The organism is Corynebacterium tardum (genome assembly GCF_046717785.1).
GTDB lineage: Bacteria > Actinomycetota > Actinomycetes > Mycobacteriales > Mycobacteriaceae > Corynebacterium.
Map to the genome: position 1 here is coordinate 2,661,280 of NZ_CP177104.1, position 22,464 is coordinate 2,683,743.

Consider the following 22,464-nt stretch of genomic DNA (forward strand, 5'->3'; position numbering starts at 1 on the left):
CTTCTTAAAGACCTGGGAGGAGGGAGACAACCTGGTCAATGAGCCAGATGCCGATGAATGGGGTAATGACGCCGCCCAATCCCCAGATGCCGAGGTTGCGGCGCAGGAGGGACGACGCGGAGGCAGGCTTGTACGCCACGCCCTTGAGGGCCAGCGGAATCAGGGCAACGATGATGAGTGCGTTGAAGACAACGGCGGAGACGATAGCTGACTGCGGGGAATGCAGGTGCATAACGTTGAGGCGCTCAAGGTGCGGCAACTGCGCCGAGAACAGCGCCGGCAGGATGGCGAAGTATTTGGCCAGGTCGTTGGCCAGGGAGAAGGTGGTCAACGCGCCGCGGGTAATGAGTAGCTGCTTGCCAATGCGCACGATGTCGATGAGCTTGGTCGGGTCGGAATCGAGGTCCACCATGTTGGCGGCTTCCTTAGCCGCGGAGGTACCGGTGTTCATGGCCACGCCAACATCTGCCTGGGCCAGCGCGGGGGCATCATTGGTTCCGTCGCCGGTCATGGCCACCATGCGGCCCTGCGCCTGCTCTTCGCGAATGCAGGCAAGCTTGTCCTCCGGGGTGGCCTCGGCGATGTAATCATCAACGCCGGCCTCCTTGGCAATAGCGGCGGCAGTCAGAGGGTTGTCACCGGTGACCATGATGGTTTTGATCCCCATCTGGCGCAGCTCGGCGAAGCGCTCGGCCATGCCGGGCTTGACGACGTCACTCAGCTGCACCACCGCAATAACCTTACGGCTACCGTCGGCTTCTTCGACCGCAACCGGCAGTGGTGTACCGCCGGCTTGGGCAATCTGGGTCACCGCGTTCTCAATCTCCTCCGGCCAGTGGCCGCCGGCCTCGGTAACCCACGCGCGCACGGCGTCACCAGCGCCTTTACGAAGCTTGCGGCTGGCTAAATCCAGACCGGACATGCGGGTCGCGGCGCTAAAGGGGATCACCTCAGCGGTTCGGGCTTCGTCATCGCCCCCACCGCTGAGCCCGTAGTGCTCCGTCAGCCACGCCACGATGGAGCGTCCCTCCGGTGTTTCATCCGCTATGGAGGCCACGCGTGCAACCTCGGCCGCCTCGTGCTCATCACTGCCCTGTGCCACAATCAGGCCGGTGGCCTGGCGGTTGCCGTAGGTGATGGTGCCGGTCTTATCGAGGAGCAGGGTAGCCACGTCACCGGCAGCCTCCACCGCGCGGCCTGAGGTGGCCAACACGTTGTGGCGAACCAGTCGGTTCATTCCAGCAATACCCACGGCGGACAGCAAGGCCGCGATTGTAGTGGGGATAAGGCACACCAACAGCGCCACGAGGGAGAGCGGGGAGAGTTCGGCGCCGGTAAATAAGCCCATCGGTGCCAATGCGGTTACCGCCACAAGGAAGAGAATGGTCAGCGTCGACAGCAGAATGCTCAGCGCAATCTCATTCGGGGTCTTGCGGCGCTCAGCGCCCTCCACCAGGGCAATCATGGTGTCTACAAAGGTGGAACCCGGCTCCGAGGTGATCTTCACCGTGATGCAGTCAGACAGCACCACGGTGCCGCCGGTCACGGCGCAGCGGTCACCGCCGGCCTCGCGGACAACCGGGGCCGACTCACCGGTGATGGCGGATTCATCCACAGTCGCGGCGCCTTCGATGACGTCACCGTCGCCCGGGATGGTCTCACCTGCCTCGACGCGCACGATAGCGCCCTTGGTTAGCTCGGAAGCCGGAATCACCTCAATACCAGAGTCCGTCAGGAGGTTGGCAGTTGCATCGTCGCGCACGGAGCGAAGGCTATCCGCCTGAGCCTTTCCGCGACCTTCGGCGTAGGCCTCAGCAAAGGCCGCGAAGGCAATAGTGAACCACAGCCACACCGTCACAACCCACCCATAGAAACTGGGGTTGATGATGGACCACACGGTGGTGAGCGCGGCGCCGACCCACACCACAAACATCACGGGATTTCGGGCCTGGGAAAGGGGGGACATCTTGCCCGGCAGGGACTTGAGTGCCGCGGCGGCGAGGCCGTTGTTTTTCTCAGAAGCCGCGCGGCGAGGAGCCTTGTCCGGCTCAGAATTCGGCTCTGTGGTCATGGTTGGGGTTGTCATGATAGTGCCTCCGAAATGGGACCCAGGGTGAGAACGGGGAAGAAGGTTAGTGCGGCGACCAGCAGGATCACGCCGATGGTGAGGAGTGCGAAGGTCACGCCGGACGTCGGCAAGCTGCCAGCCGTGGTGGCCTGGCGCTTCTGCCCTGCCAGGCTGCCGGCGAGGTACAGGGCAAAGACGATGGGCAGGAAGCGGCCCAACAGCATGGCTAGACCCAAGGTGATCTGCCACCAGGGCTCAGTAACCGTCAGGCCGGCGAAAGCGGAGCCATTGTTGTTAGCAGCGGAGGTGAACGCATAGAGGACCTCGGAAAGCCCGTGCGCATTGTCCGCGGTACCCGGCGCGCCAAAGTTCGTCGCCGAGAGTTCTACCAACTTGCGTTGGGCCACCGAGGCGCCGACGCCCACGAGGACCAAGACGGGCATGGTGAGGATGTACAGGCTGACCGCGGAGATTTCCTTGCGGCCGATCTTGTTGCCCATGAATTCCGGGGTACGCCCCACCAGTAGGCCGCCGATAAAGACGGCCAGGATGGCTACAATGAGCAGGCCATACAGGCCGGTGCCCACACCGCCCGGCGCGATTTCACCCAACAACATGTTGAGGATGAGCAAGCCACCACCGAGCGGGGAATAGCTATCGTGCATGGAGTCCACCGCACCCGTCGAAGTGCCCGTCGTGGAGACTGCAAACAACGCGGAGGCATCAATGCCGAAGCGCTGTTCGATGCCCTCCATGTTGGCCCCGGCTGCGTGTGCCGCACCGCCGACGAGGGTGTGCTGGGCCCAGGTGACCAGGACCACCATGAGTGTCCAGAGGCCACCGGCCACGCCCAGAAGCGTCCACGCATGCTTCTGAGAATTCAGCATCACGCCGTAGACACGGATGAAGCAGAAGGAGATGACCAGGAGGGAGAAGATTTCCACCAGGTTGGTGAAACCGGTGGGGTTTTCAAAGGGGTGCGCAGAGTTAGCGCCAAAGATGCCACCGCCGTTGGTTCCCAGCAGCTTGATGGCTTCCTGGCTGGCCACGGGCGCACGCGAAATGTCCACGCCCGAGGCGGTCACCAGGTTGGAGCCAAAGGTCTGCATGGTGCCACCGAGGATGAGCACGGTGGAGATGATGAGTGACAGGGGAAGCAGAATGCGGACGAGACCACGGGTGAGGTCTACCCAAAAGTTGCCGATAAGGTGCTGACCGCTCTCAGTGGCCAGCGTGTCACGGCTATAACCTAGGTGGCCGATACCGCGAATGAGGGCGACGGCAACACACATACCCACGGCTGCCGAGGCAAAGTTTTGCACGGTCAGGCCCAGCATCTGGGAGGCGTTGGTCAGGGTGTCTTCGCCGGAGTAGGACTGCCAGTTGGTGTTGGAGGTAAAGGAGGCCGCAGTGTTGAATGCCATCCACGGCTCCACCGCCTCCTCCCGGGCATTGCCAAAGCTGGGCAGGACGGCTTGGAGGCGTTGCACCGCATAGAGAACCAGCACGGAGGCCAGGCTGAATCCCAGCAGCGCACGCGTGTAATTCTTGGCGTTATGGCCCCGGTTGGGGTCAACCCGGAGGATTCTGTACACGAGGCGCTCTACGGCCCAGTCTTTGTCGGAGCTATAGGCGCGGGCCATCCAGTTGCCGAGCGGCACGTACGCTGCACCGAGGAGTACACAGAGGGCAAGGTATTGCGGCGCCACTGCCGCGATGCTGGCGATCATGCGAAACGCTCCGGGTCAATAAGGGAAATGATGAGGTAGGCCACGAGCGCTACAACAATGATGAGCCCGATGACCGCAGTGATGGTGTTCATGATTTAGGCATCTCCGTCCATAAACTCGTTGATGGCGGAGGGAGCGCTAAATGTCAGGACCACGATCACGATGACCAGAATGTCCAACATGTGGGAGAGACCCCCTTGGGTGAAAGCAATACAAGGTTGTGCCCGGTGCGAATGAGCACCGAGCGCCGGTGACTAAAGCACCTGCCGAGCATTGACGTTAGGCCCGTTCTCCCCCGGCCCTATCGCTTCTTTGCAGCATCTTTACACCCCTTGACCCCGATTTTTACACTTCTTTTACGGCCCCCTTTTTACTCCCCTCCCGTTCTCGGGGATACCAGCGCATTCGTAATCCGAGCGGTGCACAGTCTTCTCCCCTCCTCATCTGTAATGAGGTTCTCGTGGGAGCACAGCGTCTTACCCAACTTGATGGCGGCCTCAGCTAGGCACGCCATAGCTCCGCCCTGGAGCAGACCGAAGGACTGGGTATTTCACTCAACCGGCATAGTGGCCACCACGAGCTGGGCCGACTCTTCGAGGATTTCGACACCCATCTTCTTATCCAGCTCGCGCAACTGAATCTTCCATACCTCTGCGTCCATGCCGTGACCTATGACGATTCCATCCGCGTAGAGCTCACCGCTAAGCGCATCACCCCGCGCGCCACCCATGGTTACGGCGAAGTCTGCTGGGATGCCGTGCTCTATAACCAAGAGGATGAGATTGTGGCGACCTACGACATCCTGACCCTCGTGGAGAAGGTGAACACCACCTATGCCTAATCCATTTCCTCGGCGCAGAGACGATGATATGCGAGCCAAGCCACTCAATTGAGGCCAGTTTCTTTTATCATTACTGTCATGAAAAAAAATACGTCGACTGAGAATTCCATCATCATCGTCGGCACCGGCCTCGCCGGCATGGTCGCCGGCTACGAGGCCCTCAAGGGCGGCAAGCACGTCATCTTCCTCGAGCAAGAGAACCGCAACAACCTCGGCGGGCAGGCTTTTTGGTCACTCGGCGGGCTGTTTTATGTCGACTCCCCCGAGCAGAAGATGATGCGAGTCAAGGACTCCGAAAAGTTGGCCTGGCGCGACTGGGCCAACTCCGCCGACTATGACCCAGTGACCGAGGAGGACCGTCACGACTTTTGGGGTGAGAAATGGGGCCGCGAATACGTGCGCTTCGCCGCCAATGAAAAGCGCTCCTACCTCAAAGGCCTAGGCCTCAACGTCTTGCCCACCATCGGCTGGGCCGAGCGCGGTTCGGGCGATGCCTCCGGCCACGGCAACTCCGTCCCGCGCTTCCACCTCACGTGGGGCACGGGTCCAGAGGTAGTGCGCGTCTTCCGCGAACCACTCCTTAAAGCAGAAGAAAAAGGCCAGGTAGAATTCCACTTCCGCCACCGCGTGGACGAGCTCGTCGTTGAGAACGACGAGATGGGCAACCCGCGCGTGGTCGGCGTGCGCGGCAGCGTCCTCTCCCCCACCAACCAGCCGCGTGGTGAGGCGAGCTCGAGGGATGTGGTCAAGCACTTCGAACTGCGCGGCTCCGCTGTCGTCATCGCCACCGGCGGTATCGGCGGCAACGTGGACAAGGTGCGCCGCATGTGGCCGACTGAGCGCTGGGGTGAGTGCCCGAAAGAACTGGTCACGGGTGTCCCCGCACACGTCGACGGCCGCGGCATAGACATCGCCCAGCAGGCTGGCGCCTCCGTTGTCAATACCGACCGCATGTGGGCCTACACGGAAGGAATGACCAACTGGGATCCCATCTGGCCTGGCCACGGCATACGCATCATCCCTGGGCCTTCCGCGATCTGGCTCGACGCGGAAGGCAACCGTCTGCCCACCAACCTCTTCCCCGGCACCGATAACCTGGCCGCACTCGCCCACATTGGCCAGACCGGTCACGGCTATTCCTGGTTCGTGCTCAACCAGACCATCGTGGACAAGGAGTTCATCTTCTCCGGCTCCGAACAGAACCCAGACCTCACCGACAAGAAGTTCAAGAAGCTCGCCGGCAAACTAGGCCCCGGCACACACGTTGCCGTCAAAGCCTTCATGGAGAACGGAATCGACTGGGTCGTCGAAGACAACCTGGAGGATCTGGTCGCCGGAATGAACCGCATTTCACCAGAGGGCTCCCCTACCATAGATGTTGCCCACCTTAGGAGAGTCCTAGAGGATCGGGATTCGCAGCTGGATAACCCCTTTAGCAAGGACGCCCAAGTCAACTACATTCGCGTAGCCCGCGGATTCTTAGGCGACAAGCTCATCCGCGTGGCTCCCCCGCACCGCATCCTCGATGAATCCAAAGGCCCGCTTATCGCGGTGCGCCTGAAGTTCCTCACCCGCAAGACGCTCGGCGGTTTGGAGACCAACCTGGATGGCCAGTGCCTCAACCCCGATGGCACGGTTCTTCCGGGCCTCTATGCCTGCGGCGAGGCCTCCGGATTCGGCGGCGGCGGAATGCACGGCAAGAACGCGCTGGAGGGAACCTTCCTGGGCGGCTGCATCCACTCCGGAAAGCGTATCGGCGAGGCGCTGGCGCGCGCGTAGCAGGCTTTTCTAATACTGTCGGTGACTATGAACCTAGCCAGGAACGTCCGTGTCGACGTGAAAAATCCCTTCTTCACCACGTCCCGCTTCGTCGCCGCGCCAGCGGAGCTCACGGTGGGGGAGATGATGATCATCGTCCACGCCGCCCTGGGCCTCGAGCCCTCGGCGCCGGGAATCCTCGTGGAGGCCGGCGGCGACGAGCCCATCGACGTCCTGGCCATCATCGACGAGGACTTCTTCGAGACCTTTCACGAGGGCGCACAGTATCACCCCTCGGACGGCGCGTGGAACATCGTGCTGAGCATCGCCGATACCTCCCGCGTGGTCATGGGGCTGCCTGCCCTCATCGCCGGCGAGGGCCCTGACCTGGTCAGCGCGCTAGGAAGCGCCGAGGAGATGTTCAAGGTGGTGGTGGACGTCCAGGCCACCATGGCCTACATGGCCGTGCCCGCGCACAGCATGGAGCACATCTTCGCGCACTTTCCCAACTACACCCTGGATCAAATCCACCAGCGCCTCACCACCTTCTACCCGCCGGCCGTGGCACAACGCCTGGCCACGATGGGCACCGAGGCAGCCAACCTGGAAGGCGGCACGAAGCCCGCATTGCCCGGGGATTTGCCGCTGGATCCCTTCCACGATGAGCTGGAGCAGTTGGGCACGCCCACGACGTCGATACTGGAGGAGTGGCGCGCGGAGATCCACGCAACCTACCCGGAGCTGGCGCCGGAGTACGCATTGCCCACGCTTGACGACGCCATCGCCGCCCACGTAGGCCAGCGCATACGCGAATACCTGGAGGTCATCGAGGAATTCCCACGCCTGACCGGGGCCGGCTACCTCAAGCAGTCAGCCGTCGCGCGCCTCAAGGAGGGGCTGAATAGCCCCAATGATTTTGATGAGGTCAAGCGCGAAGACTACCACCAGCCGCTGCTGAACTTGCGGGGTTTCTTGACGGACTTGGATTGGATCAAGACCACAACGACGGATATCAAGCTCACCAAGTATGGCCGCAAGGCCATGAGCGATCCGCTCTGGGCAACGCAGGTCGTCCTGAACAACATCCCCTATGCCTACGCCGAACCGGAGGGCATTCCTCAACTCTCCTTCGAGCTGGTCCACCTATTGCGCGGCGAGTGGGAGTTCAACCCGGAATACGACTACACGCACGCCATCACCCGCGACCTGCTGTTCACACTGGGCGTTATTGAGGATGACTCCACATTCCCCATCATCACCGATGGGTGCGAGGGCTTCCTCGGCGCGATCATCACCAAGGTGCGCGAGGAGCTGAACCAAGAGCTGGACTAGCTCCACGCCGCGGCCCCAATATCGGGGCCGCGGTGGTTTTATTTGACCACCAAGTTGACCATGCGGCCCGGGACGTAGATCTCCTTGACCACGTTCTTGCCGGCGGTGAGCTCCGCAATGCGCTCGTCGCTCTTCGCCACACCCACGACGGTTTCCTGGTCGGCGTCGGCCGGCACCATGACGCGCGCCTTGACCTTGCCGTTGATCTGCACCGGCACCTCAATCTCGTCGTCCACGAGGTACTTCTCATCGAACTCGGGGAAGGACTCATAGGTAATAGTGTCCTCGTGGCCGAAGCGCTTCCACAGCTCCTCCGCGATGTGCGGGGCAACAGGGGAGACCAGCTGGGCCAACGGCTCGACGGCCTTGCGAGGGGCACCCTTCGGGTAGGCCTTCGTCAAGTAGTTCACGTACTCGATGAGCTTGGCCACCACGGTGTTGAGACGCAGGTTCTCGTAATCATCGCGCACGCCGGCGATGGTGCGGTTGAGCTGCTTCAGGTCATCGTCGGAAAGCGCGGCGTCCGTCGTCGACAGCTCGCCGGAGTTCTCATCGATGGCCAGGCGCCACAGGCGCTGCAGGAAGCGCTGCGCACCCACCACGTCCTTGGTCGCCCAGGGGCGGGAGGTATCCAGCGGACCCATGGACATCTCGTAAACACGCAGGGTATCGGCACCATAGTTGTTGCAGATGTCGTCCGGGGCCACGGCATTCTTCAGGGACTTGCCCATCTTGCCGTACTCCTGGTTGACCTCTTCGCCGCTGTAGTAGAACTTCCCGTCCTTCTCCTCTACCTCGGCCGCTGGGACGTAGACGCCGCGGGAATCCGTGTAGGCATAGGCCTGGATGTAGCCCTGGTTGTACAGGCGGCGGTAAGGCTCCTTGGAGCTTACAAAGCCCAGGTCAAAGAGCACCTTGTGCCAGAAGCGGGCGTAGAGCAGGTGCAGCACGGCGTGCTCAACGCCACCGACGTAGAGGTCAACGCCACCCGGATCGTTGGCCCCCTGTTCCTCCGGCCGCGGGCCAGTCCAGTAGCGCTCGTTCTCCAGATCGCAGAACTTCTCGTCATTCGTGGGATCGATGTAGCGCAGCTGGTACCAGGAAGAACCTGCCCACTGCGGCATGACGTTGGTGTCGCGGTAGTAGGTCTGCGGGCCATCGCCTAGGTCCAGCTCCACCTCAACCCACTCGCGGGCCTTGGCCAGTGGCGGCTGCGGGGAGGAATCGGCATCATCCGGGTCGAAGGACACCGGCTTGTAGTCTTCTACCTCCGGCAGCTCGATGGGAAGCATCGACTCCGGCAGTGGGTAGGCTTGGCCGGCCTCGTCGTAGACGATGGGGAAGGGCTCGCCCCAGTAGCGCTGGCGAGCGAACAGCCAGTCACGCAGCTTGTACTGGATCTTCTCACGGCCTACTCCCTGCTTCTCCAACCACGGGATGATGGCCGCAATGGCCTCATCCTTGGACATGCCGTTGAGATCCAGGGAATCATTGGCAGAGTTCACGGCCTTGCCGGACTCCGTGTACGCTGCTTCGGCGATGTCGCCGCCAGCAACCACCTCAGTAATCGGCAGCCCAAAGACCGTGGCGAACTCATAGTCACGCGTATCGTGCGCCGGGACCGCCATGATAGCGCCGGTGCCGTATCCGGTCAGGACGTAATCCGCGATGAAGATCGGGACCTTTTTACCGTTGACCGGGTTGGTGGCATAGGTGCCCAGGAAGACACCGGTCTTTTCCTTATTTTCTTGGCGCTCTAGATCAGACTTCGCCGCAATCGAAGCACGGTAGGCCTCGACGGCTTCCTTCGGATCATCGTGGCCAAAGGTCCAGCGCTCATCCACATCATCGTCGTAGGGGATGGGGGAGAGGAGAGCGTCAACAAGCTCGTGCTCCGGGGCCAACACCACGTACTCCGCACCGAAGAGGGTATCCGGGCGGGTAGTGAAGACGTCGATGTTGTAGCCCTCGGCGTGGAAGCTGACCTCCGCGCCGCGGGAGCGTCCAATCCAGTTGCGCTGCATGGACTTGACCTTCTCTGGCCAATCCAGCACTTCAAGGTCATCAAGCAGGCGGTCCGAGTACGCGGTAATGCGCATCATCCACTGGCGCAGGTTCTTGCGGAAGACCGGGAAGTTACCGCGCTCGGACTTGCCTTCCGCGGTGACCTCCTCATTGGCCAGCACGGTGCCCAGGCCCGGGCACCAGTTCACGGTGGAGTTGGACAGGTAGACCAGACGGAATTCATCGAGCGCCTGGCGCTGCTCTTCCTTTGTCAGATCCGCGTAGTAGCGCCCATCCTTGGTGGTGCGCTTGCCCACCTCGAGCTCCTTGATGAGCTCAGACATCGGGCGTGCCTTCTGCTGTTCCTCATCAAACCAGGAGTTATAAATCTGCAGGAAGATCCACTGCGTCCACTTATAAAACTCCGGGTCAGTCGAAGCCACCGAGCGGCGTGGATCGTGGCCCAGGCCCAGCATGCCCAGCTGGCGACGCATATTGTTGATATTCGCCTCCGTGGTGGTGCGCGGGTGCGTACCGGTCTGGATGGCGTACTGCTCCGCAGGCAGGCCGAAGGCGTCATAACCCAGCGTGTGCAGGACGTTCTTGCCCAGCATGCGGTTAAAGCGGGCGTAGGTATCCGTAGCGATATAACCCAGCGGATGGCCTACGTGCAGGCCCGCACCCGAGGGGTAGGGGAACATGTCCTGAACGTTCAGCTTCTCCGCGGGAAGTTCCTTACCGTCCTCCGCGAGCGGCCCAACTGGGTTCGGCGCGTTGAACGTACCGTTATCCTTCCAGTACTGCTGCCAGGCACTTTCAATCTGCGCGGCGAGCTCCGGCGTGTAGCGGTGGGTGGTGTTATCGCTCGGGTTAGTCATGGTTAGACAGTGTAGTCACCGAACGGGCATCTCCCCAGATAGACCCAGTTGGACCGTGTTCCGGTTCTGAGGCACGGTAGTCCCTAGGTGGCCTGCGCCGTTGCTTCAATCCGTTCGAGACGCTTTTGCACATCCACAATGACGTCGGTTTTGTTGTGAAAGATGTCGATGACGGAGCCCTCTTCATCAAAGGGAGGCTGGAAGATCTCCTCGTAGGCCACACCACCGTTGTGGACCAGCACGTCCACCAGCATCGTGATGAAACGAATCTGGGCGGCGCTGAAAGAAGTATTTCCAAGCAGATCCGCAAATTGCTCTCGGACCGCATCTTCGTCGAGGCCCACCAGGCGCCGGATGAAGGCAGGAATGCTGTCCCCACCCATGCGCTCACGCAGCTTGTCGACACTTTCCTCGAAGTCCGCGCTTCCCCCGCCTGCCTGGGCTACCATCGCCTCCAGCGCTGCGACGTCCTCTGCGTTAAGCGTGCGTGCACTGCGCAATTTGATCATCGCCAGGTCATTAGCGTGCTCCTGCAGCAATTCGCGCAGTCGTTGTTCCAGCTGAGAAGGGTAGGAACCGGTGCCGGGCAGTCGCGCCGGCATCTCGTCATCAATTGTGAGCTCACCCATCTCATCTTGGATGTCGAGGGTGACGGCGTTGCGCTTTCCCTTGGGCACGAACTGAATGAGCGAGCGCATGCCGATGCGGATGGTCTCGAGGTCCTCGACCGTCACGTTATTCCACCATTCCGGATCTAGCGCGCGCTCGAGGAAGGACCGCCGCTCGGCCACCATGGGGATGGTGGAGCTTACGGCCATGAGGTCATTCGCCATCCTTTCGACTCGTTCGCGCAGTGCCGCAAACTCCGGGCTGTGGTCGAGAATCCCCACCTGGAGCTTTAAAATCACCAGGTCAAAGCGCTTAGCTGTCTCAGAGTCCTTCATCGTGTCCAGCGGCAAGTGCGCAATATGGCGGCGCAGCTGCTCAGCCTTCTCCTCACTTAGCTCATCCCACGCAGAGCGATCGCGGTATCGCAGCAAGGTTTCCTTGTCGCTGGGGCGGACCATGATGTGACCTAGCGGTATAGACGCCGCCGAGCCGTGAAGGGAGTCCGCAAGCTCGGCGCGCATCTCTGGGGCCGTAGCGTGCTTATCCAACTGAGCAAGCAACCCCACGCGGGCATCAAAGAGCTTTTCCGACAGCGACCGTGGGCGGCCAGTAGCCGATTCGCGGGCTCCACCCTTAAAGAACTCGTCTACGTTGCCGCAGAAGTCGAAGATAAGGAAGTGTGTCTTGTCCATGCCCGGGCCGAAGAGGTCTGGGCGCAATCGCGTTCCGCGGCCCACCATCTGCCAGAACTTAGTGGGGGAGTAGACAGGCTTGAAGAACACAAGGTTGACCACCTCGGGCACATCCACACCGGTGTCCAGCATGTCCACCGAAATCGCGATGTTGACATCTCCGTCTGGATCTGCGAAGTCGTCCAATGCCCACTGCGCATACTTCGTGTGCGTGGTGATCACGGAGGCTCCAGTGCGCGAATACTCGGGGAACGTAGCATCAAAAACTTGCTTGATAAGCTCCGCGTGACGTTGAGTCCGAGCGAAGATGATGGTCTTTCCCAATTGGTCACCGCCCACGCGGATCCCGTTCTCCACCACGGTTTTCAACACCTTGCGGATGGTGTCCTTGTTGAACAGGTAGCGGTTAATCTCCGCCGAAGAAACCTGACCCGGCGGATCTAAGCGCCCGCCGTCCTCATCGGTACCCCAGTCGGACGTGTCCCATGCCAGCTGTTCTTCCGGGGAAAGTTCGTCATAGGCCATGCCGCGCCGCAGGAAGAGCGAGTCCTGCCGAGCCGTCTTGAAGGGCACGAGGTTGCCGTCTGCTACGGCCTCATCAAGTCCGTACTCAAAGGACGGAGTCTTATCCTCCATCTCAAAGAGTGCATAGGTGTCATGGTCAATCTCGCTCTTCGGCGTCGCCGTCAGCCCGACCACGTAAGCGTCGAAGTACTGCAAAATACGCTTGAAGCGGTTGTACACGGAGCGGTGAGCCTCGTCGACGATGATGAGGTCGAAGGCGAAAGGCCCGAACTTTGCTGGCTTGTCACCGTCGTCCCCGATGAGATTCATCATCGTGTTGTAGGTGGTGACATACACGTCACCCACCTGCTCAGGATTCTTGATGAGGTTCACGGGTGTGGACTCCGCGTACATGCTCACAAAAGCCTTGTGCGCCTGGTTGACCAGGGCAGTGCGGTCCGCCAGAAACAGCACCTTGCCCACCCAGCCGGCCTGGCGCAGCAGCTTAGCGGTGGCCACGGCCACACGGGTCTTACCAGTTCCTGTCGCCATGACCAGCAATGCTTGGCGACGCCTCCGCGCCTCCAACGTCTCCGTCACCGCGCGAATGGCCTCAAGCTGGTATGTGCGGGCACCGCCGCCAGCAATGTCGGTGTCTACCGGCGTTTCGCTCAACAGGGCGCGCATGGTGCGCCGACCAATCATGCGGCGCAATTGCTGCGCAGTGGGGAAGCCCTCTACCTCACGGGCGGGGTAGCCCGCACCAGAACCAGGAAGGTTGGCCGCATCATCGATGAGGTCGATGTGATAGCCGTTGGTACACACCATGACGGGTCGTGTTCCATACTCGCGCTCAATGCAGTCCGCGTACAGCTTCACTTGCTGGGCACCCACGGTCATGGATTCCATGGACTTCTTCGCCTCGATGACGGCCAGCGGTGTGCGGTCATCATCCCACAGGACGTAGTCCGCATAACCAACGCCAGACGTATTAGGCATGCCGTGCAGCTCAAGCTCCCGAGTGACGGAGTCACCACTAAAACCGGCCACGACCAGCATCGGGTCGATGAGCTGTCGGCGAGTCTCGGCTTCACCAATCGCCAGTGGCGCGTCAGGCTGTGCTCCCGCCCCGGCGCGCTCGGCTGCGGCTGCTTCCTGCTCGGCTAGCTTCGCCTCGAGGGCCTTAATCTTGGCAGCAAGCTTCTCTTCCACCTGCTGTGCAGCCGCACGCTCTGCTTCCGCTTGCTCCTGCGCGTCGGCCAGATCCGCCTTCGCGCGAACCTCCGCGCTCCGCCGCTTAAGCTCGAACTGGGCTGCCTCACGAAGACGCTTCTCCTCCGCTTCACGGGCGGCTTCCTTGGCCTCATCGAGCAGCAGCCGGCTTTTCTTTAGCTCCTCATCCTGCTGCGCCAGCTTCTTGAGGTAGGCGGCGGTCTGCGCTTGGGAGCGCCCAGCAACGTGGATTCCTGAGGCATCAGCTGCGCTCTGGCCCAGCAGGCGAGTATCAAAAGCTGCTTTTGGGCCCGGCGCGTTCTCCGGCTTAGCCGAGTGGTACCGCACTGCCCACACCATGAGGTCATACAAGTGCGCTACAACTGCCCGCGCCTTCTGCGGGGTGGCCGGCGCTTGTTTGCCCTCCATGTCGTCGGCGTGTGCGGCGTCATTGCCGCTCTTACGCAAGATGGTCATCTTGCGCAGCATGGTCTCGTTCTTCACGCACTGAAGGAAACCACGGTCCCTGGTCATATCCGCCAAGCTGAGGTAGCCAGTATCGCCCAAGCTACGGAATGCCCAGATGTGGTTCACCACCCGCTCCAGCACCTTGCGCGCATAGAAGCAGGAAATCACCGGATCCGCGTCCACGAAGCGCTCTACCTTCAGACACTCCTCATACGCCGTGGGCCAGACGTAGCGCACAAAGCCGAAATTGCTGCGGATTGGCCCACCCGGCACAGCGTTGCGCCCGGCAGTCGGGGGAGTAGGGGGAGTAGGGGTCACCATAGAGTTCTCCAGGGACATGATTTCACATCGGATACGTCTTGATTCCAGTAATTCTAAGTTACGACTCCTGGCCTAGCTACCGCCATCACTCCGGTCCCTGGACAAACGCTCCGATTCCCCCTTGTTCTTTCCTCACACGCCACTAAGATCAGCACTATCCCGTTGTTCTACAGCTGGCTTTTCTAGGGGTCACCAATCAATAAATAAGGACACACATCACCCGCCCAATGGACATTCAGGCAAGGCGGTTAAAGCGATGGCCAGTATTTCTTTGAATGAATTCACTCAGTGTTCTGAGCATATAGTGCGCACAGCAGCTTCTGCCGGAAAGACTGTGACCATCACCGACCACAATCAACCCATTGCTCAGGTTGTTCCCATTTCATCCATAGATATTCCCGTGCAACAACTAGTGACCGCCGGAATCCTACTTTGCTGGCCAGGTATATTAGCCGGACACGTTTATTAAACCTAAACGTTGACCTTAACGCCGCGTCATGGTTCATACTTATGGACATGACAGTTTCAATGATCAACAGCGCCACGGGAATGCGCACAATGTTGGATAGCCCTCCAGGACAGTGGCAGGAGGCCGCTCGTAAATTATGGGAGCCTATGGCTGGTATGTATTTCTTCATTCCAGGTGATCTCGATATGGCTGCCGTGCACAGTCAGAACTTCGGATTCGATCCGGATTCCTCACGTCAGCAAGTAGCTGATGCGCTCTGCAAATTGGAAGAGGCCAACGCTTGGGATCGAGTTGAGCAAGCTCTCACTAAAGGGGTTCAACACTTAGCGATTGCCAATCCAGGACTCATGATTCCTGACCTCACTGTGCTTCTAGTGTTAGGTGACCCTTCTAACGAGCACTTCATGGACGAAATTCGAGGCCTGTCGGCCTTCGGTGGGATCAGTGGCTACATTGCCATCACCATCTGGCCGACCGAAGAGGTTCTCCATCGGCTAGAGGCAATTGCCCTGCACGAGTTGCACCACAACGTCCGCTATTCGCCTGACGGCATCGTATGGAACCCGCAAACGGTGACCGTCAGTGAGCACATCGTGGCCGAGGGACTAGCCGACCTGTTTGCTGCCCAGTTCTACGGCCAGCGTGGATATACGCACTTCGTCACCGACCAAACCAGATCGAGAGAAGATGTACTAAAACGGGTCGTCGAGGGCTTGAATGTGACAGGCATGCAGGACTTCGCCGCATGGGTGCTTGGAGATTCGAGCGCCCGCCTAATGGGATCGAAACCGGTCGGGCTACCCACCGGAGCTGGTTACGCCGCAGGTGCTCGTATCGCCCAAGCCTACATGGATAAGACAGGTCGGACGGCCGCCGAATGCGTCACCACACCTGCCGCTGAGATCTTAAACGTTGCCTTGCCACAATTAGGCCTGACGCGACACGATAGCTGACAAGAGACACCTGATGAAGAAATGAATCATTCACGAACTTGCAAACAGGTTCGCGATCAACCACACTGGCCCTGTGGACAACCCGCACAGGGCCAGTGTGGCTATCCACAGAAAACCAGGCTGGCCGCAGTGTTCGATAGCGTTTAGGCCACAGCCCAGAGTCCTACTCACTGCCAGCCACCACAGCTCCACAGCCAAACAAAACGGACCCTATGCTGCCTAGAAGAGATGTTGTCTCCCTGTTGGATAGAGAAGACCGTTTGTGATGTTCTAAATCCGAAACTTCGGTGCTAGCGAAATTGATCTTCCCCGAGGGAGAAAAGCTCCAAAGCTGCCGCCCAGTCTGAGGGTTTTACTGTCCTTCCTTCCGGGCACCTTTAAGGGCTTGCACAAGGTCTTCTACATCAACCGTATCCACGTCATAAGCACCAGCCGCTTGGGCTTCAGACGCCAGCTCTCGCAGCGCTTTACGACGTTCAGTCCGCTGCCCGTCCCGGTACTGCAGTAAATCGACGAGTCGAACTCTCCTATGCTTTCCTCCTGAGGTTCGTTCGAACGTTATCGACCCGTCCTCGAGCTTTTTCACCAGCGTTGGCCTACTAATACCAAGGAAATCTGCTGCTTCCTGCGTTGTGAGCAACTGGTCCACAGGTGCAACAGTAATGGCCTTTCCCTGCCGCATCTCACGAACAACATCTGACAACACCCTAAGCACCTCGCCGGGCAGATTTACCGCTTGCCCGTCAAAGCTCACGAGCGCAGCAGGCCCCTCCAACCGCTCCAAGAACCTACTCACATCGAGCATTGCCTCTGGGTCTTGCGAGGGGAGAATTGTGTAAGGGCGATTCCGTTCTTCATTCACGCTGCCATTCTAAAACAATTCGAAATATTCGAAAGGTCAGCATGGGGCCAATGAACCTAACTACTCAAAGTAATCCTCATCCACCTCAACCAGCGCTACAGTCCGCTTAACCTGCACGCCCACGCCGTAGCGGATCATCAGTTCCGCCAGCCTGTCCCCGTCGATCAATACAACGCGTGAGGCCACCGCATCCGCGTACTCCTGAGCTCTATCGGAGAATTTCGCCGTGGTTAGGAACACCCCACGGTCCGCCTGTGCGCCCTGCAGCGCGCCCACGAACGCCTGAATATCCGGACGGCCAATACTCTTGTCCAGTCCATACCGCTTGGCTTGCACGTAAATACGGGATAGACCCAGCGCATCCTGGTCAATGATCCCGTCAATTCCACCGTCATTGGATAGCTGCGTGCGTGTGGCCTTACCTTGTGTTCCGCCATATCCCATGGCCATGAGCAGGTCCAGCACTGCCTGCTCAAAGAACGCCGGCTCATTCTCATGCAGCCGAGTAAGCAGCTCACCAGCCACAAACTCATTGTTGCGCGATACACCGGTTTCCACCTGCTCTACTGGGTCGAGCTCGCTCTCGGATTCTGGAAGACCGCTGTGCTTATCGACGCCCACCTCGTCCCCAGCCTTACTTCCCCGATTCCGGCCCCGCCAAGTTAATGCCGCTTCCGTCCCCGCAATCTCTCCCAACAGCTGCTTTTCCGTCATCCCTTCCGGGTAGCGTGCCAACAGGTCACGGCCAAAGTCTGTAATTTGAAAGCGCGCCCGCGCAGGCGAGGTTATGGCATTCGCCTTCTTGAGGAATGTCAACGCCCACCCAATTCGGTTTTCAAAACGCGACTGCCCCGATGCAATGGTCTCAAGCCGTTCTTCGTCAGTAATGCCCGCATACGACGCAGTTATCTCGATGATCTCCCTACGTCGGAGCTCATCTCCATTTGCGTTAAGAGCCTCCAACACCGATACCAAGTAGGCTTCCCATCTTTCGACAGCCATTAGAGCTCTCCTTGGAATGCGCGGACGGATAGGGATACTTGTAGTTCTTGCAGAAGTTCTCTCTGGCGTTTCATCTGAGATTCAACGTCTTCGATTCGCGAAGTTGATGATGCGAACTCTTGTTGCTCGTCCAATGATGCTTTAGGAATTGGCAACCTCTTCAACTCATTGGCGTTGATATTCGCCATTCCCACAATTGCTTTTGCGGTGTTTCGCAGAATCTTCTTGCCAAGCACCGAGTTTAGGAAACCCGATACGTACTCAGGAACAGCCTTATCGTTTACTCGACATCTGATCAGATAGCCCGCAAAAGTGTGTTCGCCCTCCAAAGCTGGGACGACCGCGGTTTTTCCCACCAAATCCTTGCTATTCGTCCTATTGAAAAGCAAATCTCCGGCCTTCAAAGAATACTTCTCTCGCTCCTTGGCCCCCAGCTCGACATATTTTAGATCCGAAAGATCGATTTCGCCGTTGTAGGAAACATTCCCCATTCTCAGTATCGGAATGCCGAAGTTCTCGTTAGCCTTGTCGCTCGTTCCGTACTGAGTGGATTCAAGATACTCACCAACTGTTATCGATTCGCGCTGACCTTCTAGAAAGGAGGCCGTAAACAATTCCTGTTTGAGTTGAAGTAAGCCTGCCAAGGACTGATCAACCCTAACCTGTGCGCTATGCACCTCATCCAAAACCGCCGCGATGCAGCGCTGCGATTCGAGGGGAGGGAGGGGGATTCGGATGTCCGCAGCCCTTGATTTGGAGAGCTCCTTGAATGTCGCACCTGTCCCAAGCGATTGAAGGACATCTTTCTGCGAAAGCAAATGATAGGCAAGGTAACGTGCGTCTACTTCAGGCGAGGGAATGAAGCTCTTGCAGCCCTGATTCGTAGCCAGCGGCACTTGTGCGATTGCGACATACCCAATTGGCGCACGGCTCGAAAGCACAACACTTCCTGCTGGAAGAAGCACGGCAGAGCTGTTATCAACACCTCTTTGAGTAATCGCTCGTGCTCCAGCAGCTACTTCGAGCCCCTTTAGCTTGCTCAGATCGGCCGGAGTTACCCATGGGATCTCGCCGTCCCAATACTCCGCAACGCTCGTCTTCGGTGTACCACCAGAAACAACCTCACACACATCCCCCAACCGCACCATCGGCCAGTCATGCTTCGCAGTGCTCGCCATGTTATTTCCCCTCGCTAAGCATGGACTTGAGGTTGCCAAGGCCTTGGGTGATGTCGCGGTCGAGTTCTTCGATTTCGGCGATGATGTCCATGGGGTCGCGGGTTTCTTCTACTTCGAGGACTATCTCCTTGTAGCGGTTCATGGAAAGGTCATAGTCGGCTTGGGCAATTTCGTCTTTCGGCACCGTGAAGGAGTAGTCGGTACGGGCGCGCTCACGCTCGTCGGTGGTGCGGGCGTGCCAGCGGGCAACAACGTCCGGAAGGTTGTTGAGCTTGAGTTGTTCGTCGGTGAGGGTGACGGGCGTGGGGTCGTCGGCAAGCGCGGGATCGCTCAGGTCCTGGATGTGTGAGGCGGGGGAGGGGCCGAGCAAGGGACGCTCGAGAAGCGGAGTGCGCTTGTCATCCAGGGAGTAGCCATCCGCAGTGACGTCATAGAACCACACCTCATCGGTGCCGCCGGAGTCCGTGCGGGTAAAGCACAACACTGCGGTGGATACGCCCGAGTAGGGCTTGAATGCGCCGGAGGGCAGTTTGATGACAGCGTCCAGGCGCTGATCCTCAACCAAGGTTTTGCGAAGAGCCTTGTGTGCCTTGGTGGAGCCGAAGAGGACGCCTTCCGGGACAATCACCGCGGCCCGGCCGCCCGGCTTGAGTAGCTGCAGGAAGCGGTGGACAAAAAGAATCTCCGTCTTCTTGGCCGTCGTCACCGACTTGAGCTTGGGATCGACGGCATCCTTATCCAGGCTGCCCGCAAAAGGCGGGTTGGCCAGGACAAGGTCGAAGGCCTCATCGAACGTTGTGGGCAGCTGTTGCAGCGAATCACGGTAAGAAATGTTGGGTTCTTCAAAGCCGTGCATGAACACGTTCATCGCCGCGATGCGCACCATGGTTTTGTCAAAGTCGAAGCCCGTCAGGCCCTCATTGGTAAACGTTGTGCGCGTGTCCTTGTTAAACAGGTCTGCGCGGTGATGGTGGGCAATCCAATCATTGGCAGCCACCAGGAACCCGGCAGTGCCACACGCTGGGTCGATGATGCGCTGCTGTGGTGTGGGCTCCATGAGCGCGACGAGGAGCTCGATAATGTGGCTGGTCGTGCGGAACTGGCCGTTCGTACCCGAGGTGGACAGCTTGTCCAGCATGTACTCGTACAAGTCGCCCTTCATGTCCTTGTTGGAAAAGCGCAGCTGGTCAATGAGCTCCATGACGCGTGAGAGCGTGGCTTCAGATTCGATATCGAAGGAGGCGTTGGCCATGTGCTCCTGGAAGCCCTTGCCACCCATCGCTTTGATGAAGGGGAAGACCTTGTTGATGATGGTGGCCTTGCGGCGGGCGATATCGCGGTCCTCGATGAGGTTGCGCCACCGCAAGTCCTGCTGGCTGGCATCAAAGATGTCTTCCGTTGCAGAGGGATCACCCAAAGCGCGGCGCTTATCAATCTGGACCTGGCGATCATCCAGGTCCTTAATGAAGAGCAGATAGGTGAACTGCTCAATGACGGAGACTGGGTTGGAAATGCCGCCGGACCAGAAGGTGTCCCAGATGCGGTCGACGTTGTTTTTGAGGGCGCCGGTAATCATGTAGTTCAGCGTATCTGCTGAGGCGGACATCCTGGCGATGAGGTCGTGGTGACGGTGACACTGGCGACGCTGGCAAGCGCATTGCTCTCTGAATTCATAAGAATGATATTGCGCTCAAGCTTTTGATTGATACGGGGGAGGGGTATAGCCTAAAAGAGCCCCCAATCGGATTTATTTGAAAGCACTATGAAACGCCTCATCTCTCTCACTGCCGCCTGTGCCGCAGCTATCTCTCTGTCCGCCTGTTCCACCGAGAGCCCCGTCGCGAGCGAAGCCTCCTCCGACAGTGAGGTTCAGCAGGTCTCAGCCGACGACATCCTGGCCAAGTTCAACCTCTCCGGCAAGGACGGCACCCAGATCATCGAGGAACTCGAGCAAACCCCCAAGGACCAGCGCGACAAGGATCTACACGCGTCCATTCTCCCGGACGAGCTGATCCTCACCGCCGGCGAGCAGCAGGCTTCCCTGCCACTTCCGGAGGACAAGTTCTACGTCTCCATCGCGCCGTACCTGACCCAAACCCACGACTGCTTCAACCACTCCCTGACCACCTGCACCGGCGAGCTCAGCCAGGAGGACATCCACGTCACCATCACTGATGACTCCGGTGAGGAGCTGGTTAACGAGGACACCACCACGCACGACAACGGCTTCATCGGCTACTGGCTGCCGGCGGATAAGCACGGCACCATCACCGTTACGAAGGACGGCAAGTCCGGCGAGGTCCCCCTAGACACCACCGACGAGGGCGCTACCTGCGTCACCACGCTGCAGATGGCGTAGCGCCGTTGGGCACTGCTTGGCGACGCCTCCCCGGCCAATACCCCAAGCATTATCGTTATGTTTCCCGGATGTAACTTTGACGTCGCCTCGCGTACATCCACCCTCAGTACTTTCTCCAGAGGATTCAGAAGGAACCCGCAGGCTCTAAGAACCGCAATAACTACACCGAGATCGCTGAAGAGATGGTCGGCTCGGACCTCTCCGTCATCATGGGTGCCGGCCACCCGGAGTTCGACAACAACGCTCAGAAGGCTGATCAGCCGGACTACCACTACATCTCCGAAGAGTCCTTCACCTCCCTGCGTGATGGCTCCGCCGGCTGGGAGTTCGCCGAGAACACCGCCGACTTTGAGAAGTGGGCCGAAGGCAACGTTGAGGCTGACAAGAAGTACTTCGGCCTCGCACCGGTTGCTTCCACCCTGCAGCAGGGCCGTGACGGTAACCCGGACGCTGCCGAGCCGGGTACTGACCCGAAGAACGACGTCGTTGACCTGCCGACCATGACCAAGGGCGCCCTGAACGTCCTGGGCCAGAACGACAAGGGCTTCTCCGTCATGATCGAGGGCGGCGCCATCGACTGGTCCGGCCACGCCAACCAGACCGGCCGTGACATCGAGGAGACCCAGGACTTCAACAAGTCCGTCCAGGCCGCCATCGACTGGGTTGAAAAGAACTCCAGCTGGGACGAGACCCTGCTTATCGTCACCGCTGACCACGAGACCGGCTACCTCTCCGGCCAGGAGGAGACCGAGTCCTGGAACCCGCAGACCGGTGAGGAAGGCAAGGCCCCGCAGCACCAGTGGTACTCCGGCGAGCACACCAACCAGGTTGTTCCGTTCTTCTTCAAGGGCGCTGGCTCTGAGGACATCAAGGCCAAGGCCACCGGCACCGACCCGGTTCGCGGCAAGTACATCGACAACACCGACGTTGCCAACCTGATCATCCAGGACTGGTGGTTCGGCTCTGACGACGGTAATGGCGACGCAGACAACGGCGGCGCTAAGGACGACGACGGCTCCAGCAAGACTGCTTCCTCTGTCGGCTCTGGCCTCCTGGGCGCAGGCCTCGCTACCGCAGTTCTGGCAGCAATCGCCGCCTTCCTGCAGAACATGGGCATCGTGAAGGTCGACTTCTCCGCACTCCGCAAGCTGATCGGCTAATACACCTCGCCTTCTTTAAATCCTCCGCTGTGTGCGGGGGATTTTTGCGTCTTCGTCGTTGTTG

General features: G+C 59.5%; 14 protein-coding genes and 2 pseudogenes. 6 read left to right on the top strand and 10 right to left on the bottom strand.

Annotated elements, in window-relative coordinates; translation table 11 throughout:
- Nucleotides 1-4: 4 nt before the first annotated feature.
- The 4 genes and pseudogenes from kdpB to ACLI1P_RS12745 all read right to left on the bottom strand — a co-directional run bounded on the left by kdpB (nucleotide 5) and on the right by ACLI1P_RS12745 (nucleotide 4,459).
- Complete coding sequence (kdpB, locus tag ACLI1P_RS12730; protein WP_411709062.1) at nucleotides 5-2,086, bottom strand: potassium-transporting ATPase subunit KdpB; 2,082 nt, start codon at nucleotides 2,084-2,086, stop codon at nucleotides 5-7.
- On the bottom strand, nucleotides 2,083-3,795 hold the full coding sequence (gene kdpA, locus ACLI1P_RS12735) for a potassium-transporting ATPase subunit KdpA (RefSeq protein ID WP_411709727.1): 1,713 nt from the start codon (nucleotides 3,793-3,795) through the stop codon (nucleotides 2,083-2,085). The genes kdpB and kdpA overlap by 4 nt, the downstream gene beginning before the upstream one ends.
- Complete coding sequence (gene kdpF, locus ACLI1P_RS12740) at nucleotides 3,795-3,890, bottom strand: K(+)-transporting ATPase subunit F (protein WP_039672809.1); 96 nt, start codon at nucleotides 3,888-3,890, stop codon at nucleotides 3,795-3,797. Before kdpF ends, kdpA begins: the two co-directional genes overlap by 1 nt.
- A 278-nt stretch (nucleotides 3,891-4,168) precedes the next feature.
- Nucleotides 4,169-4,459: pseudogene (locus ACLI1P_RS12745) on the bottom strand (PaaI family thioesterase).
- Between ACLI1P_RS12745 and ACLI1P_RS12750 the strand changes: the two are divergent.
- The 3 genes and pseudogenes from ACLI1P_RS12750 to ACLI1P_RS12760 all read left to right on the top strand — a co-directional run.
- Nucleotides 4,454-4,639, top strand: a pseudogene (locus ACLI1P_RS12750) (hypothetical protein); the annotation flags it as partial. The pseudogenes ACLI1P_RS12745 and ACLI1P_RS12750 overlap by 6 nt on opposite strands.
- A 78-nt stretch (nucleotides 4,640-4,717) precedes the next feature.
- Nucleotides 4,718-6,418: an FAD-binding dehydrogenase gene (locus tag ACLI1P_RS12755; protein WP_411709063.1), complete on the top strand. Its 1,701-nt coding sequence runs from the start codon at nucleotides 4,718-4,720 to the stop codon at nucleotides 6,416-6,418.
- 27 nt (nucleotides 6,419-6,445) lie between these two features.
- Nucleotides 6,446-7,729, top strand: coding sequence for a hypothetical protein (locus ACLI1P_RS12760; RefSeq protein ID WP_411709064.1), 1,284 nt, complete (start codon nucleotides 6,446-6,448; stop codon nucleotides 7,727-7,729).
- Between the two features lie 38 nt (nucleotides 7,730-7,767).
- Here the strand turns inward: ACLI1P_RS12760 and leuS are convergent, their stop codons facing one another.
- Nucleotides 7,768-10,611, bottom strand: coding sequence for a leucine--tRNA ligase (gene leuS / locus ACLI1P_RS12765; protein ID WP_411709065.1), 2,844 nt, complete (start codon nucleotides 10,609-10,611; stop codon nucleotides 7,768-7,770).
- A gap of 83 nt (nucleotides 10,612-10,694) precedes the next feature.
- Nucleotides 10,695-14,435 carry a DEAD/DEAH box helicase family protein gene (locus ACLI1P_RS12770; RefSeq protein ID WP_411709066.1) on the bottom strand — a complete coding sequence of 1,247 codons (3,741 nt, stop codon included), beginning with the start codon at nucleotides 14,433-14,435 and terminating at the stop codon, nucleotides 10,695-10,697.
- A 498-nt stretch (nucleotides 14,436-14,933) separates the two neighbouring features.
- On the opposite strand from ACLI1P_RS12770, the gene ACLI1P_RS12775 reads away from it, so the two are divergent.
- Nucleotides 14,934-15,839: a DUF2268 domain-containing protein gene (locus ACLI1P_RS12775; protein WP_411709067.1), complete on the top strand. Its 906-nt coding sequence runs from the start codon at nucleotides 14,934-14,936 to the stop codon at nucleotides 15,837-15,839.
- A gap of 352 nt (nucleotides 15,840-16,191) precedes the next feature.
- On the opposite strand, the gene ACLI1P_RS12780 is transcribed toward ACLI1P_RS12775, so the two are convergent.
- Genes ACLI1P_RS12780 through ACLI1P_RS12795 form a run of 4 tightly spaced genes read right to left on the bottom strand, consistent with a single transcriptional unit; the run spans nucleotide 16,192 to nucleotide 20,457 of the window.
- Nucleotides 16,192-16,701, bottom strand: a complete 510-nt coding sequence (locus ACLI1P_RS12780) for an excisionase family DNA-binding protein (protein WP_411709068.1) — start codon at nucleotides 16,699-16,701, stop codon at nucleotides 16,192-16,194.
- 60 nt (nucleotides 16,702-16,761) lie between these two features.
- Complete coding sequence (locus ACLI1P_RS12785; protein ID WP_411709069.1) at nucleotides 16,762-17,703, bottom strand: restriction endonuclease; 942 nt, start codon at nucleotides 17,701-17,703, stop codon at nucleotides 16,762-16,764.
- A complete protein-coding gene (locus ACLI1P_RS12790) occupies nucleotides 17,703-18,881 on the bottom strand; it encodes a restriction endonuclease subunit S (protein ID WP_411709070.1) in 1,179 nt (392 codons plus the stop codon). Before ACLI1P_RS12790 ends, ACLI1P_RS12785 begins: the two co-directional genes overlap by 1 nt.
- Nucleotide 18,882: 1 nt before the next feature.
- Nucleotides 18,883-20,457, bottom strand: coding sequence for an N-6 DNA methylase (locus ACLI1P_RS12795; RefSeq protein ID WP_411709728.1), 1,575 nt, complete (start codon nucleotides 20,455-20,457; stop codon nucleotides 18,883-18,885).
- Between the two features lie 186 nt (nucleotides 20,458-20,643).
- Here ACLI1P_RS12795 and ACLI1P_RS12800 point away from each other — a divergent pair, with 186 nt between their 5' ends.
- Together ACLI1P_RS12800 and ACLI1P_RS12805 are read left to right on the top strand one after the other, a co-directional pair.
- A complete protein-coding gene (locus ACLI1P_RS12800) occupies nucleotides 20,644-21,240 on the top strand; it encodes a CueP family metal-binding protein (RefSeq protein WP_296135168.1) in 597 nt (198 codons plus the stop codon).
- 122 nt (nucleotides 21,241-21,362) lie between these two features.
- Entirely contained in the window at nucleotides 21,363-22,400 is a 1,038-nt protein-coding gene (locus tag ACLI1P_RS12805) for an alkaline phosphatase (RefSeq protein ID WP_296135169.1), read from the top strand.
- The last annotated feature ends 64 nt before the right edge of the window (nucleotides 22,401-22,464 follow it).

Bases quoted from the DNA above. Each gene is read 5' to 3' on its own strand.
- kdpF (WP_039672809.1), bottom strand. From the start codon at position 3,890: ATGAACACCATCACTGCGGTCATCGGGCTCATCATTGTTGTAGCGCTC.
- ACLI1P_RS12785 (WP_411709069.1), bottom strand. From the start codon at position 17,703: ATGGCTGTCGAAAGATGGGAAGCCTACTTGGTATCGGTGTTGGAGGCT.
- leuS (WP_411709065.1), bottom strand. From the start codon at position 10,611: ATGACTAACCCGAGCGATAACACCACCCACCGCTACACGCCGGAGCTC.
- ACLI1P_RS12770 (WP_411709066.1), bottom strand. From the start codon at position 14,435: ATGTCCCTGGAGAACTCTATGGTGACCCCTACTCCCCCTACTCCCCCG.
- ACLI1P_RS12775 (WP_411709067.1), top strand. From the start codon at position 14,934: ATGACAGTTTCAATGATCAACAGCGCCACGGGAATGCGCACAATGTTG.
- ACLI1P_RS12755 (WP_411709063.1), top strand. From the start codon at position 4,718: ATGAAAAAAAATACGTCGACTGAGAATTCCATCATCATCGTCGGCACC.
- kdpB (WP_411709062.1), bottom strand. From the start codon at position 2,086: ATGACAACCCCAACCATGACCACAGAGCCGAATTCTGAGCCGGACAAG.
- ACLI1P_RS12790 (WP_411709070.1), bottom strand. From the start codon at position 18,881: ATGGCGAGCACTGCGAAGCATGACTGGCCGATGGTGCGGTTGGGGGAT.
- ACLI1P_RS12800 (WP_296135168.1), top strand. From the start codon at position 20,644: ATGAAACGCCTCATCTCTCTCACTGCCGCCTGTGCCGCAGCTATCTCT.
- ACLI1P_RS12760 (WP_411709064.1), top strand. From the start codon at position 6,446: ATGAACCTAGCCAGGAACGTCCGTGTCGACGTGAAAAATCCCTTCTTC.
- ACLI1P_RS12795 (WP_411709728.1), bottom strand. From the start codon at position 20,457: ATGATTACCGGCGCCCTCAAAAACAACGTCGACCGCATCTGGGACACC.